This window comes from Actinoplanes sp. NPDC051411, from assembly GCF_040682075.1.
Lineage (GTDB): Bacteria > Actinomycetota > Actinomycetes > Mycobacteriales > Micromonosporaceae > Actinoplanes.
This window is the reverse complement of sequence record NZ_JBFBAD010000030.1, coordinates 17,731-31,295: the sequence shown is the minus strand read 5'-3', so window position 1 is coordinate 31,295 and position 13,565 is coordinate 17,731. Positions and strand designations below refer to the sequence as shown.

Annotated in this window: 19 protein-coding genes; 12 read left to right on the top strand and 7 right to left on the bottom strand. The window is 69.7% G+C overall.

The annotated features are described in order from the left end of the window. The first annotated feature begins 33 nt into the window (after window positions 1-33). From AB0M88_RS18480 to AB0M88_RS18460, 5 genes are all read left to right on the top strand, one after another. Window positions 34-597 (top strand): YbhB/YbcL family Raf kinase inhibitor-like protein, encoded by a 564-nt coding sequence (locus tag AB0M88_RS18480; RefSeq protein ID WP_364103042.1) that lies wholly within the window; start codon window positions 34-36, stop codon window positions 595-597. Between the two features lie 286 nt (window positions 598-883). Further along, a complete protein-coding gene (locus tag AB0M88_RS18475; protein ID WP_364103039.1) occupies window positions 884-1,351 on the top strand; it encodes a hypothetical protein in 468 nt (155 codons plus the stop codon). An 85-nt stretch (window positions 1,352-1,436) separates the two neighbouring features. Beyond that, window positions 1,437-2,384 carry a helix-turn-helix transcriptional regulator gene (locus AB0M88_RS18470; protein WP_364103036.1) on the top strand — a complete coding sequence of 316 codons (948 nt, stop codon included), beginning with the start codon at window positions 1,437-1,439 and terminating at the stop codon, window positions 2,382-2,384. Window positions 2,385-2,451: 67 nt separating this feature from the next. After that, window positions 2,452-2,643 carry a hypothetical protein gene (locus AB0M88_RS18465; RefSeq protein WP_364103033.1) on the top strand — a complete coding sequence of 64 codons (192 nt, stop codon included), beginning with the start codon at window positions 2,452-2,454 and terminating at the stop codon, window positions 2,641-2,643. Continuing rightward, the gene (locus tag AB0M88_RS18460) at window positions 2,640-2,870 is read left to right on the top strand and encodes a hypothetical protein (RefSeq protein ID WP_364103030.1); all 231 of its coding nucleotides are present in this window, start codon (window positions 2,640-2,642) and stop codon (window positions 2,868-2,870) included. Before AB0M88_RS18465 ends, AB0M88_RS18460 begins: the two co-directional genes overlap by 4 nt. Window positions 2,871-2,911: 41 nt before the next feature. Here AB0M88_RS18460 and AB0M88_RS18455 read toward each other — a convergent pair whose 3' ends face one another. The 3 genes from AB0M88_RS18455 to ychF form a co-directional block, all read right to left on the bottom strand. After that, window positions 2,912-3,511 (bottom strand): hypothetical protein, encoded by a 600-nt coding sequence (locus AB0M88_RS18455; RefSeq protein WP_364103027.1) that lies wholly within the window; start codon window positions 3,509-3,511, stop codon window positions 2,912-2,914. Window positions 3,512-3,530: 19 nt separating this feature from the next. Beyond that, window positions 3,531-3,926, bottom strand: a complete 396-nt coding sequence (locus AB0M88_RS18450) for a TIGR02391 family protein (protein WP_364103024.1) — start codon at window positions 3,924-3,926, stop codon at window positions 3,531-3,533. A gap of 333 nt (window positions 3,927-4,259) precedes the next feature. Continuing rightward, complete coding sequence (ychF, locus tag AB0M88_RS18445) at window positions 4,260-5,363, bottom strand: redox-regulated ATPase YchF (protein ID WP_364103021.1); 1,104 nt, start codon at window positions 5,361-5,363, stop codon at window positions 4,260-4,262. Between the two features lie 99 nt (window positions 5,364-5,462). Here ychF and AB0M88_RS18440 point away from each other — a divergent pair, with 99 nt between their 5' ends. From AB0M88_RS18440 to AB0M88_RS18430, 3 genes are all read left to right on the top strand, one after another. Next, the gene (locus tag AB0M88_RS18440; protein WP_364103018.1) at window positions 5,463-6,890 is read left to right on the top strand and encodes an AlkA N-terminal domain-containing protein; all 1,428 of its coding nucleotides are present in this window, start codon (window positions 5,463-5,465) and stop codon (window positions 6,888-6,890) included. A gap of 72 nt (window positions 6,891-6,962) precedes the next feature. Further along, window positions 6,963-7,457, top strand: coding sequence for a methylated-DNA--[protein]-cysteine S-methyltransferase (locus AB0M88_RS18435; RefSeq protein ID WP_364103014.1), 495 nt, complete (start codon window positions 6,963-6,965; stop codon window positions 7,455-7,457). Window positions 7,458-7,662: 205 nt separating this feature from the next. Then, a complete protein-coding gene (locus AB0M88_RS18430) occupies window positions 7,663-8,343 on the top strand; it encodes a hypothetical protein (RefSeq protein ID WP_364103011.1) in 681 nt (226 codons plus the stop codon). A 3-nt stretch (window positions 8,344-8,346) separates the two neighbouring features. Here the strand turns inward: AB0M88_RS18430 and AB0M88_RS18425 are convergent, their stop codons facing one another. Genes AB0M88_RS18425 through AB0M88_RS18415 form a run of 3 tightly spaced genes read right to left on the bottom strand, consistent with a single transcriptional unit; the run spans window position 8,347 to window position 9,685 of the window. Further along, entirely contained in the window at window positions 8,347-8,835 is a 489-nt protein-coding gene (locus AB0M88_RS18425; protein ID WP_364103008.1) for an SRPBCC family protein, read from the bottom strand. Next, window positions 8,825-9,169, bottom strand: coding sequence for a metalloregulator ArsR/SmtB family transcription factor (locus tag AB0M88_RS18420; RefSeq protein WP_364103005.1), 345 nt, complete (start codon window positions 9,167-9,169; stop codon window positions 8,825-8,827). The genes AB0M88_RS18425 and AB0M88_RS18420 overlap by 11 nt, the downstream gene beginning before the upstream one ends. Window positions 9,170-9,199: 30 nt before the next feature. Continuing rightward, on the bottom strand, window positions 9,200-9,685 hold the full coding sequence (locus tag AB0M88_RS18415; RefSeq protein ID WP_364103002.1) for a MarR family transcriptional regulator: 486 nt from the start codon (window positions 9,683-9,685) through the stop codon (window positions 9,200-9,202). 86 nt (window positions 9,686-9,771) lie between these two features. On the opposite strand from AB0M88_RS18415, the gene AB0M88_RS18410 reads away from it, so the two are divergent. From AB0M88_RS18410 to AB0M88_RS18395, 4 genes are all read left to right on the top strand, one after another. Beyond that, complete coding sequence (locus AB0M88_RS18410; RefSeq protein WP_364102999.1) at window positions 9,772-10,341, top strand: NAD(P)H-dependent oxidoreductase; 570 nt, start codon at window positions 9,772-9,774, stop codon at window positions 10,339-10,341. Window positions 10,342-10,750: 409 nt separating this feature from the next. Continuing rightward, window positions 10,751-11,572, top strand: a complete 822-nt coding sequence (locus AB0M88_RS18405; protein ID WP_364102996.1) for a G5 domain-containing protein — start codon at window positions 10,751-10,753, stop codon at window positions 11,570-11,572. A 71-nt stretch (window positions 11,573-11,643) separates the two neighbouring features. Further along, window positions 11,644-12,462 (top strand): nucleotidyltransferase domain-containing protein, encoded by an 819-nt coding sequence (locus tag AB0M88_RS18400; protein ID WP_364102993.1) that lies wholly within the window; start codon window positions 11,644-11,646, stop codon window positions 12,460-12,462. Next, window positions 12,459-13,202, top strand: a complete 744-nt coding sequence (locus tag AB0M88_RS18395; protein ID WP_364102990.1) for a peptidase E — start codon at window positions 12,459-12,461, stop codon at window positions 13,200-13,202. The genes AB0M88_RS18400 and AB0M88_RS18395 overlap by 4 nt, the downstream gene beginning before the upstream one ends. Here the strand turns inward: AB0M88_RS18395 and AB0M88_RS18390 are convergent. Continuing rightward, a complete protein-coding gene (locus AB0M88_RS18390) occupies window positions 13,190-13,552 on the bottom strand; it encodes a PH domain-containing protein (RefSeq protein ID WP_364102987.1) in 363 nt (120 codons plus the stop codon). The two genes, AB0M88_RS18395 and AB0M88_RS18390, sit on opposite strands and share 13 nt — an antisense overlap. Window positions 13,553-13,565 lie beyond the last annotated feature (13 nt).

Below are 13,565 nucleotides of genomic sequence, written 5' to 3'. Positions count from 1 at the left end.
TCTATAGTATTACTGACGAATCCGGAGGCTCCGATGAACCCGCTTCTCCACCTGGTCACACCCCTGGGCTGGATGCTCCGCAACAAGCGCCCCGACGAGAGCCTCAGCGTGCGCCACCACCCCGCCCTGGCCGCGCCCCGCGGGATCACCCTGACCTCGGCCGCCTTCGCCGACGGCGGCACGATCCCCGACACCAACTGCTCGATGGACCTGGGCCCCAACCTCTCCCCGCCCCTCGCCTGGACCGGCGTCCCGGCCGGCACCGCGCAGCTGCTGTTCATCCTCGAGGACATCGACGTCCCGATGAGCCGCCCCGCCCTGCACACGATCGCCCTGATCGACCCGGCCGTCTCGTCGCTGGCCGAGGGCGAGCTGAAGGACGGCCCGTCGATCAGCTTCGTCCCGGCCCAGCGCGGCAACAAGCGCTACTTCGGCCCGCGGCCCCTGCCCGGCCACGGCGTCCACCGTTACGGTTTCCACCTGTACGCCCTGGACCGCGCCCTCCCCGAGACGGTGACCGGCATCGCCGACGTCCTGTCCGCAGCCGCCGGCCACGTCCTGGCCGACGGCTTCCTCGAGGGCGTCAAGAAAGGCTGACCGGAATTGCACGACGGCTTCCATGGTGAGGCCGGGTTCGCGCTGGTCGGTATCGACGTCGATGGCGTGGACCCTCGTTGGTGTGGTCGGGTTCAGACCGCCACAAGCCGGACACGATGGCCGCAGAGCTTGGCCATGTCGTCGATGTCGGAGGTCAACATGACCACTGGACGATGCTGGCGCAACGCAGCCTCGGCAACCGCGGCGTCGATCGGTCGCCAGGCTGAAGCAACTTCCGGGCCAGGCGGCCTCGGCCCTGGGAGCCGTGCGGGGCGGGGTCCTCGGTGTGTTCGCGGGCGCCGGGTCCTGGTTGGTCAGCGCCGGAGCCAAGCTCATCCAGGGCCTGATCAACGGCATCAAGTCGAAGCTGGGGCCGCTGGGCTCTGCGCTCGACGGAGCCGCCCAGTTCGTTCGCGACCACTGGCCGTTCTCCCCCGCGAAGATCGGGCCGCTGTCCGGCAAGGGCGACATGCGCTATGCCGGTCAGCACCTCATGGATGGCCTGACGCGTGGCGTCGGGGACCGGCGTAACGACGTGGCACGCGCGGTCGCCGCTGTCGCTGGCGACCTGGCCGCCCCTGCCTTCCCCGCGCTGGGCTTCTCCGGCGGGCGGGCGCGCGGCGGGGACGGGGCCAGCGCGGCGGCGCCCCGGGGGCCGATCACGGTGAACATCACCATCAGCGGCCAGGGCAAGGACGCCGGTCAGGAGGCCGCAGAGGCGTTCATCGAGGCACTGGCCAACGTCCAGAATTGACACTTCACAGTCAGGCCGGCTGCGCGGTCGCGCCCTCGCTCGCCGTATCGTTGACCTTTAAGTGTCAAGCGTGCGGGGTGGTCCCATGTGGCACGAACGGCTCCGAGCGGCACGACGCGCCGCCGGGCTGTCGCTGCGTGAGCTGGCCGCCCAGGTCCACTATTCGCGCGGCTACCTTCACGACCTGGAAACGGGCCGTCGCAAGCCCACCCCGGAAACGGCGGCCCGCCTGGGCGTCGCCCTCGGCGCCGACCTCATCCTCTCCGAGGAGGACGACCGGCTGGCCTGGACCATCGCACACCCCGACCACCCCGAGCCCGGCGCGGCTGACCACCTGTCGGTGATCCTGGGCGGGCTCCGGCGACTGGAGGACACCACGAGCGCGGCGGCCGTGCTCCCGCCGGTGCTCGCCCACGTGGACCTCGTCAGCTCCCTGGCCGATCAGGTGCCCGACCGGGACCGCCTCGGGGTGGTCGATCAGCTCGGCCAATGGGAGCAATTCGCGGGGTGGCTACACGCTGCGAGCGGCGACCCCCAGGCCGCCACCGAGCACTACGGCCGGGCGCTGAACGCCGCGCTGGAGGCCAACCGGCCCGACCTGGCCGCCACCGCTCTCTCGATGCGCGGTCACCTGGCGTGGCAGGCCCGGCGCCCCGGCCCGCTGCTGAGCCTCACCGAGGCGGCGCTGCGCCAGGCCGTTGGCCCGGCCGTGCGTCTGGTCGCGATGCAGCAGCTCGCCCGGGGTCACGCCCTGGCGGGCCAGGTGGCCGAGGCCGACCGGGCGATGGCAAGGGCCGATCACCTGGCCGACCACGTGACCGAGGTCCCCCCATGGATGTACTTCCACGATCGGGCCTACCTGGAGATGCAGCGCGGCTTGGTACTCGCCCTCCTCGGCCGCCCCGAGGCCGCCGCCGAGGCGATAGCCGCTGGCCTGGCCGCGCTGGAGCCGGAAAGGGCCGGGGCCGCCTGGACCGACCAGTACCGGAAGCTGCTGTCCGCTGATCCTGCGGACAGTCCGCAGACGGGCTGAACCTCCCGCCACCCCCGCCACCCCGTTGGGATGGATGCACCTAACAGGCGCGCGAGGGGAGGCGAGCATGAACGCGATCCTGGCCGTCGGGCCGCGCGAGTTGCCGCCGGGCGGCATGGTCATGGTCTGGATGGACTCGGGCAACACCACCGGGCACGAGTTCCTGGTGCCGGTCGAGGAGCTTCACGTGGCCGAGCTGGACGACGGCCAGGGCACCTCCGCGATCTACACGCTCCGCGTCCGCGAGTGCAGAGGATGACCTCCCCGGTGGTGGATGTCCAGCATGTCGAGGAACGGCCGGGCTGGAGCTGCCGGGCCCGTGGCAGGCCCTGGCCGTGCGACTCGGCTCGGAAGGATCTGGCCGCCGCGATGTCGCCCACCGCGCTGCGCAAGCAGATGTGGACCCGGCTCGAAGTGGCCGCTCAGGACATGCCCGACGGACCGCCCAGCGAGTTGTTCGTACGCTTCCTCCGTTGGACCGGCTGACCCGAACAGCCCATTCGGTCGGCCGCTCACCGATCGGAGACTTAGCCGGAGAGGGCGCGACGCGCCGCCATCTTGCGACGGACGTGCCACCACCGGACCGGTTCTGATTCTTCGATCGGGACTCTGAGCAACGGCAGAGCCGCGTTCCGGATCTCGATCGTTGCTCGGCGAATGCGGCTCAGGTATTGGAGTGCTTCCGGCACGGCATTCGGATCCGACTTGCGCGCTCTGTCGGAGACCGGACCGATCATCTGCTCCGAAACGTTCAGCCATAGGTCGTGGAAGGCGTTCACGGCTTCCTGAAGATGTGGATCACCGGCGAGCCCGATGAGATGCTTCAGCTCTTTCGTGACCGCGTACCGAAGCTCGCCCGCCCGATTCGCCGTCTCACTGTTGGCCAGCTCGATCATGTCCCGCTCGCTGGCTTTCCAGACGACAACGATGGTGATGTCCATGTGGGAGGCCCACTCGTCGGCGTTGGTCAGGAACTCAACGACGTGCGTCCTCAGCTCCGCTCGGCGCTTCTCGGCGCGCTCCATGCGCACCATCTGGCGCTGATGCCGTTGCGTCAGCGCCACGCCGCCGAGCGAACCACCGAGAGTGCCGATAACGGTGAGGATCTGCGGCAAGTAGTCAGTCACTGGCCGTCCGCCACGCTGTTCAGACCGTCTCGACGGTTGCCTGATCAACCCACCGCGCGAGAAGGCTGAATGCTGCCAACTGCTCAAGGGCGAGTTGCTCCACACCTCCGCCAGCAGGCGGGGGCGTGTGCATGCCAGGGTTTCGGATTCCCGCGTAAAGCCCTTCCGCGAACGCCCTTGCTCCTCGGTGGAGGCTCTTGTAGGTGTCGCTGCCGTCGTCCGGCATCAACCGGAGCCGAGGGGCACCTGGCTTGGGAGCGTCCACCGAGAACGCCTCGTTGAACAGCTTGGTCTCCGACACATCCACCCGGCCGAGGTTGGCCTGCGTCTCGGAGTTGACGCGAATCGCGGCTGCATGACGGCCTGGTGGTAGTGACCGTTGTTCCAGAAGGATCGCCCGCTCTCCCAGGCCCATGGGTGCAGGTTGCCCGCACCCATGTCGGGCGCGTTGTCCCCCAGCTTCTCGGCGAGTTCTGCCGACCGCAGCAACGCTGCTCTGGCCCGAGAAGCCTGGTCACGCAGCCACTCATAGTCCTCGTCGTTGGCCGGACGACTTCTCCTCCAGCCAGGCAGAACGCGGTCGATGATCTGCTCAACGACGTGTGCCCGCTCAGACACCTCCGTCTGCGGACCCCTCATGACAAGGCCGATGACGTGCTCGGGCACGACCATCTCGGTCACGTTCAGGAACCTGTCAATCTCGGAGATCGCCCACTCGGTGTCCAACTTCGCCACGTTGCCCGCGCTCCTACTTCTTCGCGCCAGAGGTCAATCCGCTACGGAACTCGACGACGTCGCCGTCCTTCATGGTGTAGTCCTTGCCCTCCATGCGGACCTTGCCGGCCGCCTTGGCCGCCGCCATCGAGCCGGCCGCCATCAGGTCGTCGTAGGAGACGATTTCGGCCTTGATGAAGCCGCGCTGGAAGTCGCTGTGGATGACGCCGGCGGCCTCGGGGGCGGTCGCGCCGACCGGGACGACCCAGGCGCGGGCCTCCTTCGGGCCGGCGGTCAGGTAGGTCTGCAGGCCGAGGGTCTGGAAGCCGACCCGGATCAGCTGGTTGAGGCCGGGCTCGGTCTGGCCGGTCGATTCGAGGAGCTCCATCGCCTCGTCGGCCGGGAGGTCGATCAGCTCGGACTCGATTTTCGCGTCCATGAAGACGGCCTCGGCCGGGGCGACCAGGGCGCGCATCTCGTCGAGGAACGCGGCATTGCCCAGTTCGGCCTCGTCGACGTTGAAGACGTAGATGAACGGCTTGGTGGTGAGCAGGTGTAGCTCGCCCAGCAGCTCGACGTCGATGTCGGCCGCGGCGGCGCCGGCGTGCAGGGTGACACCGTCGTTGAGCAGCTTGAACGCGGCCTCGGCGGCCGCCACGACGGGGGCCCGGTCCTTCTTGAGCTTGGCTTCCTTCTGCAGGCGGGGCAGCGCCTTCTCGACCGTCTGCAGGTCGGCCAGGATCAGCTCGGTGTTGATCGTCTCGATGTCGTCGGCCGGGGAGATCTTGCCGTCGACGTGGAGCACGTTGGGGTCGGAGAACGCGCGCACGACCTGGCAGATCGCCGAGGCGTCGCGGATGTTGGCGAGGAACGCGTTGCCGCGGCCCTGGCCCTTGGACGCGCCGCGCACCAGGCCGGCGATGTCGACGAAGCTCACCGGCGCCGGGATGACCTTCTCGCTGTTGAACAGCTCGGCCAGTTTGCCCAGGCGCTCGTCGGGCAGCCCGACCACTCCGACGTTGGGCTCGATCGTGGCGAACGGGTAGTTCGCCGCGAGCACGTCGTTCTTGGTCAGGGCGTTGAACAGCGTGCTCTTGCCGACGTTGGGCAGGCCGACGATCCCGATGGTGAGGCTCACGAACGTCGAGTCTACGCAGCGCCCGGAGCCTGGCCAAAACGCACGGTGATGTCCGAAAACCGCCAGCCGAGCCAGGGATAGAAGAGCAGACTCACCTTCATGGAGCTGGACTTCGAACGGTGCTACCGAGCAGTGGACAGCCGGGACCAGCGGTTCGACGGCTGGTTCTACACCGCCGTACGCAGCACCGGCATCTACTGCCGCCCGTCCTGCCCGGCGATGACGCCGAAGCGGGAGAACGTCGCGTTCTATCCGAGCGCGGCCGCCGCCCAGCGCGGTGGCTTCCGCGCCTGCAAGCGCTGCCGCCCCGACGCGGCACCCGGCTCCCCGGAGTGGGACGTGCGGGCCGACCTGGTCGGACGGGCGATGCGGCTGATCGGCGACGGCGTCGTCGACCGCGACGGCGTGCCCGGCCTGGCCAGCCGCCTCGGCTACACCGAGCGGCACCTCAACCGCCTGCTCACCGCGGAACTCGGTGCCGGGCCGCTGGCGCTGGCCCGGGCGCAGCGGGCGCAGACCGCCCGCGTACTGATCGAGACCACCGACCTCGGCCTGGCCGAGATCGCCTTCGCGGCGGGTTTCGGCAGCGTGCGCCAGTTCAACGACACGATTCAAGAGGTGTACGCGCAGGCGCCCGGCCAGTTGCGCGAACGCCGCCCCATCGCCCACGCCGAATCCGGGTCGATCAACCTCCGGCTGGCGTACCGGGCTCCGCTGCACGCCGCGTCACTTCTCGACTTCCTTCAGGCGCGTGCTCTGCCCGGAGTGGAGGAACGGGTCGGGAACGCGTACCGGAGGGGTTTGACCTTGCCCCACGGAAGCGCGACCGTCGCACTGAGCCCGGGCGACCGCTGGGTCTCGGCGACGCTGCGGCTGAGCGACGTGCGTGATCTCGCGCCGGCCGTCGCCCGCTGCCGGCGGCTGTTCGATCTCGATGCCGACCCGATCGCGGTCGACGCCACGCTGGCGGCCGATCCCGCGCTGAGCGCGGCGGTCACGGCCGAGCCGGGCGTGCGCGTTCCGCGTTCCGTGGACGGCTTCGAGGTGGCCGTGCGGGCGGTCGTCGGACAGCAGGTCAGCGTGGCCGGCGCCCGTACGACGTTGACCCGCATGCTGCGCGCGGCCGGCTCGTTCGAGGAAAAGGGCGACCTGGTCGGCTTTCCGGCCGCGGCCGTGGTCGCCGACCTGCCGGACTCCGCGTTCGGCATGCCGGCGGCTCGCCGCGACACGGTCCGCGCGCTGGCCGCGGTGGTCGCCGACGGCAAGCTCGACCTGGAGCCGGGCGCGGACCGCGACGAGTCGATGGCCCGGCTCATGGAGTTGCCGGGGATCGGCGCGTGGACGGCCGGTTACGTCGCGATGCGCGCGATCGGCGACCCGGACGTGTTTCTCCCGACCGACATCGCGGTTCGGCGGGGCGCGCGGGCGCTCGGACTGCCCGACACTCCGGCCGCGCTGGCGAAGCACGCCGAGGGGTGGCGGCCCTGGCGGTCGTACGCGCTGATTCGCCTGTGGAGGGCCAGCTAGTTATCCACAGGCCCGTTTTGCCGGCCGGGTCTTCGAGGCCAGGCTGGTGGCCCGAACCCCCTGGAGGACGAGATGTTGAAGCACCACACCCTGAGCACCCCGGCCGGCCCGCTGACCGTGGTGGTGAGCCGGGCCGGCGCGGTGCGCGCGGCCGGTTTCACCGGGTCGGCCGACGCTCTGCTGTCGCTGGTCCACCCCACCCTGCGCGAGCCGGCGGAACCGGCCGGCGACATCGGCCGGGTCGGGGAGGCGATCCGGGCCTATTTCGACGGCGACCGGACGGCGATCGACGAGGTGCCGGTCGAGCAGGAGACGGGCGGGGTGTTCATGGCCCACGCCTGGAAGGTGATGCGCCAGATCAAGCCGGGCGCCCCGGTGACCTATTCGGAGTTCGCCGAGCTGGCCGGGCGCCCGGCGGCGGTGCGGGCCGCGGCGGCCGCGTGCGCGCACAACCCGGTCGCGTTCTTCACGCCCTGCCACCGGGTGCTGCGGCGGGACGGGTCGCTCGGCGGCTACCGCTGGGGGCTGCCGGTCAAGCGCTGGCTGCTCGACTACGAGGCGAGCTGACGGGGCGACCGGGCGTTACGGGACCTTAAAGATGCCTTTGGCAGGGATCAATATCGATCGTTCTGGGTATAACACGCTCTATGTCCAATAGCTTTGGCCGTCTTGTCGCCCGGTCGGTGGGCACGGACTCCGGGTCCGGTTCGGACGGCCTGGATGTCGGCAGGGTTGCCGGCACGGGCCGTGGACGTGAGGAGTTGATCCGCTGATGGCCGACTGGATTCTGGTGGCCTGCCTCAAGCAGTTGTTCACCGAGTTCAACCAGATCGCCCCCGGCCGTGACCACGCTTCGGACGGCAGCATCGGCGACGCCGCGCACCAGCACGAAGTCTCCGACCACAACCCGGACGAGACCGGCTCGGTGCCGGTGCACGACGCCGACCACACCAACGAGGTCCACGCCATCGACGTCGACGTCGACCTGCGCGAACCCGGCCTCACCATGGAAACCGTCGTGCAGTTCGTGCTCGCCCGCTGCCGCAACGGCAGCGAGAAGCGACTGCGCTACATCATCTACAACCGGCGCATCTGGGAAGCCGACAACAACTGGAAACAACGCGCTTACACGGGGGCTTCAGCACACACCGAACACGCGCACTTCAGCGCCTCGTACGACAGCAGCAGAGAGGCCAGCACGGCCTCCTGGCACCTGGAGGACATCCCCGTGGCACTCACCGCAGCCGACAAGACGTGGATCACCAACACCATCCGGGCCGAGGTGGCCAAGGTGGCGGGGGAGGTCTGGGCCTACCAACTGGAGAGGCCCGACTCGACGACCACGCCGAAGGAGAAGAGCAGCGCGGGTGCCTACCAGCGCTACACCGACGTGGTGACCAACGCGGCCGCCGAACGGGTCATCGCGGCCCTCCAGCCGTCGCCGCTGCCCTGAGTTTCAAGCCAGAGACGCGGCGACCCTTTCCAGGGCGTCCATCGACTCCTGCATGCCGGCTTCCATCCCGGAGTTGACGTGGGCGTCGCGGCCGGCCTGGTCGCGGTGCTCGACCAGCATCTCGCTGTAGGTGCGGCCGTCCTTCTCGACCAGCGTCAGGGTGACGAGGGCCGCGTTGCCGTCCGGGTCGGGGATGCCCTCGAAGGCCTCGGTGTCGACCAGGCGCTCGGGGGCGACGATCTCGCGGTATTCGCCGTGGAAGGCGACCTCGAAGCCGCCGTTGGCCCGCATCACGTAGCGCCACCGGCCGCCGACCCGCAGGTCGACCTCGACGCTGGTGACGTGGCCGTGCTCGCCGGCCCACCAGCGTTTGATGAGCTCGGGCTCGGTGTAGGCCCGCCAGACCAGGTGGCGGGGCGCGTCGAACTCGCGGGTGATCAGGATCTGGTTGTCGGCCGGGAGTGTCACCTTCGCCGTGCCGCTAGTCGCCATGATCTTCCTCCTCTTTCAGGTCGGCCAGGACGGCGTCCATCGCGTCGTACCGTTCGGCCCACATCTGCTGATATTTGGCCAGCCAGTCGTGGATGTCGCGGAGCGGCGACGCGTTCAGCCGATAGAGCCGTTGCCGCCCCTCGTCGCGGACGTGCACCAGGTCGACCTCGCGCAGGACGCGCAGGTGTTTGGAGACCTGGGGCTGGGCCAGGCCGAGCATCTCGACCAGGTCGTTGACCGGCCGCTCACCCTGGGCCAGGAGATCGAGGATCTGCCGGCGCCGGGGCTCGGCCACCGCGTTGAACGCGTCCGTCGTCGTCGCCGCTCGTGCCATGCGACGATCGTATACCCATAAGGGAATGCGTCAACCGGCGTCGTTGGCGATCTCGTTGAACGCGGTGGCCAGTTTGGCGAGGTCGATGCCCTCGAGGTGGTCGAAGATGTGCCGGCGGACGCTGGCCAAATGGGTCGGCCAGGCCTCCTGGAGGCGGGCGAGGCCCTTCTCGGTCAGCACGGCGTTGGAGCCGCGGGCGTCGTCGGCGCACTTGATGCGGCGGAGATAGCCCAGCGACTCGAGCTTGTCGGCCAGCCGGGTCATGCCGCTCAGCGACATGTCGCACGCCTGGGCCAGCTCGCTCATGCGCAGCGTGCCGCACCGGGACTCGGACAGGTGGCGGAGCGTCGCGTATTCGCTCGAGGTCATGCGCTGCTCGCGTTCGAGGTCGGCCGAGAGGACGCGCGGCATCACGCGCAGGAAGCGGCCGAGAGAGCGCATGACTGCCTCCTCGTCGGCGTCGAGCGGACGGAGGCCGTCCGGCAGCGGCGGCGGCGCGGGGGCTGTGGCGGACATGACATTGATACTACGACCTCGGCGAATCATTATTTGCATGACGAAGCATTCAAAGGTCGTCACGGGAAAACCGAACGGAGCCCTCCATGACCAAGATCGGCATCATCCTCGGCAGCACGCGTCCGGGCCGTAACGGCGAGGCGGTGGCCAAGTGGGTGCTGGACATCGCGTCGAAGCGCACCGACGCGGAGTTCGAACTGATCGACCTGCTCGACTACAAGCTGCCCCACCTCGATGAGGCCCTGCCGCCGGCGATGGGGCAGTACAGCAACCCCCACACCCTCGAGTGGGCCGCCAAGATCGGCTCGTTCGACGGCTTCGTGATCGTCACGCCGGAGTACAACCACTCCACCTCGGGCGTGCTGAAGAACGCCATCGACTACCTGTTCGCCGAGTGGAACAACAAGGCGGTCGGGTTCGTGAGCTACGGCTCGGTCGGCGGTGCCCGCGCGGTCGAGAACCTGCGCCTGGTCGCCGGCGAGCTGATGATGGCCGACGTCCGGGCCCAGCTCGCGCTCTCGCTCCTGACCGACTTCGAGAACTACAGCACGTTCGTGCCCACTGAGCGGCACGAGCAGGTTCTCGACACGGTCCTCGACCAGGTCGTCACCTGGAGCGAGGCCCTGGCGCACCTGCGCCAGCCGGTCGCGGCTTGACAGAGGCGGCAACACCTGCGCCAGCCGGTCGCGGCTTGAGAGAGGCGGCAGCACCTGCGCCAGCCGGTCGCGGCCTGAGACAGGCGGCAGCACCTGGGCCGGCCGGCCGCGGTCGTGGGCAGGCATAGGCGGCCCGCCGTCTGATGGGGGTGGCGGCCCGTCCTCCGGGAGCGGGCGGTCACGGATGCCGGCCGTCCGCCGCGGGTGGGCCGGCGGCCCACCGGCCCACCCGCGTCCAACCCGTCGAGGATCGAGCGACACAGCCGAACAAGGATGTCTGAAGTCCGTCTGTGACGGGCGAGGTCATCCGATCGGGTGGACCGTCGATCCTTGTCCGGCGGTCCGGACACTGCACAATACTTTGGTGCAAAACCAGACAACTAGTGACTCACTGCGGCAACTGCTCGAAATGCCACGAAAGTCTTGGTGGGCCCGCTTGCCGTTCGGCGTACGGATGGCGGCCGGCGCCGGTGCGCTGCTGATGGCGATCGGCGGCGGGGTGGCCGGCATCGCGGCGCTCACCCAGGACGGCGCCAAACCCCGGATCGTCACCGCGGTCGGCGACGCGGCCGTGCCCGGTGCCGCCACTCCCCAAGGGCCGCAGCCGGAGCCGCTTCTGCGGAACCCGGTCGCGGTCCCCGGGCGTACGTCGGCCGAGGCCGACCGGTCGGGAAGCCGGAACCCGGTCCGCGGCCCGGTGCCGCTCGATGCCCGGTCGTCGGCGAAGGCGGAGCCGAGTCCGGTGACGGCGGCCGTGGCCGCGGCGCCGTCCACCCAGTCGGTGATCACCACTCGGACCGAGACGGAGACCCGCGAGGTCCCGTTCGGAACCCGCACGGTGCGTGACCCGGGCCTGCCGAGCGGCAGCCAGCAGGTGCGGACGCCCGGCGTGGCCGGCGAAGAGACGTTGCGCTATCTGGTGACGCTGACCGACGGCAAGCCGATCGATCGGCGTCTGGTCGATTCGACCGTGACCCGGCCGCCGCAGCAGGAAGTGATCGCCGTGGGCGACAAAACGGACAGGTGCGGCGCCGCGCTCGACTTCTGTGTGCCGATCGGCCGCGATGCGACCTGCGGGCATCACCGGCGGGGCGAGAGCGGTGAGGTCGAGGAGAGCGGACAGGTCAACGTCAGCGGCAACGATCTCGGGCTGCTGTCCGGCGGCCCGGGAGACGGACAGGGCCCCGGAAGCGGACACCGGCGGGGCGGCGGACGCGGGCGCGGTTGTTGAAGCGGGCCCGCGGTCGACAGAATTCACGGATGGACAACCGGGCATTTCATCTCCCACAGCAGGGCGCATAGATGGAACTGACGGAACTCGCCGAGCGGTTGGCGGCCGTGCCCGGGGTGATCGGCGTCGTGCTCGGAGGCAGCCGGGCCCGCCGCGACCACACCGCGGAGTCCGACACCGACCTCGGCCTCTACTATCGCCGCCCGCTCGACACCGAGGCGCTGGACGCCCTGGCCAAGCGGGTCGGCGGACCGTCCGCCGCGGTCACCGAGCCGGGCGGCTGGGGCCCGTGGGTCGACGGCGGTGGCTGGCTGCGGATCGAGGGCGAGCCGGTCGACTGGATCTATCGCGACCTCGATCGCGTCGCCGCCGTCTGGGAGTCGGCGCGGGAGGGACGCTATTCGTTCCACCATCAGGCCGGCCATCCGCTCGGGTTCGTCGACATCGCCTATCCCGGTGAGCTGGCGCTCGGGCGGATCCTCGCCGATCCGTCGGGTGAACTGGCCGCGCTGCGGGAGCAGGTGCGGGTCTATCCGCCCGCGCTGACCCAGGCTCTGGTCGGTGGCCTGTGGGAGGGTGACTTCCTGGTCGCGGTCGCCCGAAAAGCGGTGTCCCGCCGCGACTGCACCTATGTGGCCGGTTGCCTGTTCCGGCTGGTCGGGGTGTGCGTGCACGCCCTGCACGGGGCCGGGCGGCGGTGGCTGGTCAACGAGAAGGGCGCGGTGGCCGCGACGGCCGCGATCCCGGGTGCGCCGGCCGGGTTCCGGGAGCGGGCCGAGGCCGTCTTCGGCCATCTCGAGGGCGATCCCGAGCGGCTCACCAGCGCGATCGACGAGGCCGCCGATCTCGTGCTGGACACCGCCGACGCGTGCGCGAAGATGATCAGGTGACTGCTGACGCCCCCACCATCCTGGCCACCAGCGCGAGCTTCGAGCCCGGTGCCTACGGCTTGTTCAGCCACCGGCCGGGCCGGATCCACCGGTTCGCGGCCGAGCTGTCCGGCAAACGGGAGGCACCCCGCATCTGCGGGCTCTATCAGGCCACCGGCGACCCGGAGGCCCGCATCGGCGCCTTCTACGCCGCGTTCGCCGGCACCGAGTTCGTGCCCTCGCACCTGCAGCTGTTCCCGATGCCCAACGTCGCCGACATCCGGGCCCACCTGCTGAGCCAGGACGTGATCTGGGTCGGCGGCGGCAGCGTGGCCAATCTCTGCGCGGTCTGGCGGGCGCACGGCCTCGACGAGATCCTCCACGAGGCCTGGCAGTCCGGAGTGGTCCTCGCCGGAGTCTCGGCCGGTTCGATCTGCTGGCACCGGGGCGGCTCGACCGACAGCTTCGGAGCCGAGTTGCGCGGTTTCACCGACGGGCTCGGCTGGCTGCCGTACAGCAATGGCGTGCACTACGACGGGGAGGCTCAGCGCCGGCCCAAGATGCACGAGCTGATCGGCGACGGCACGCTGAGCGACGGGTACGCGACGGACGACGGTGCCGGGCTTCTCTACCGGGGGACCGAGCTCGTCGAGGCGGTCGCCGACCGGGAGGGGCCGCTGGGTTACGCGTTGAATCGGGCAGCGGACGGCTCCGTGACGGAGACGCCGCTGCCGACGCGGGTCTTGCGTTACGACGCGTAATGCAGGATGACGTTGTGGGCGTGGTGCGTCTTCTCGGAGCCGCGGAACTCCACCTCGTACAGCTTGTCGTCGCACTGGATGGCGAGAGTGCCGGTGGAGAAGAACTGGCCGACCCAGTTCTTGTTGCTGACCACGCTGACGCTGCTCACCTTGGAGTACGGAACGCTGGTCAGCGCGACCCGGTTGCCGACGAAGGACTTGTCCTTGATGATGATCCGCCGGTTGGTCAGGCCGAGGAACCCGCTGCCGACCCCGATCGCGTCGTAGACCGCGACGATCTGCTCGCCCTCCAGCAGACCGCTTTCGATCTGCTCCAGCTGCTCTTTTTTGTCGTAGACGACATCGCTCATGCCGGGCAGCGTA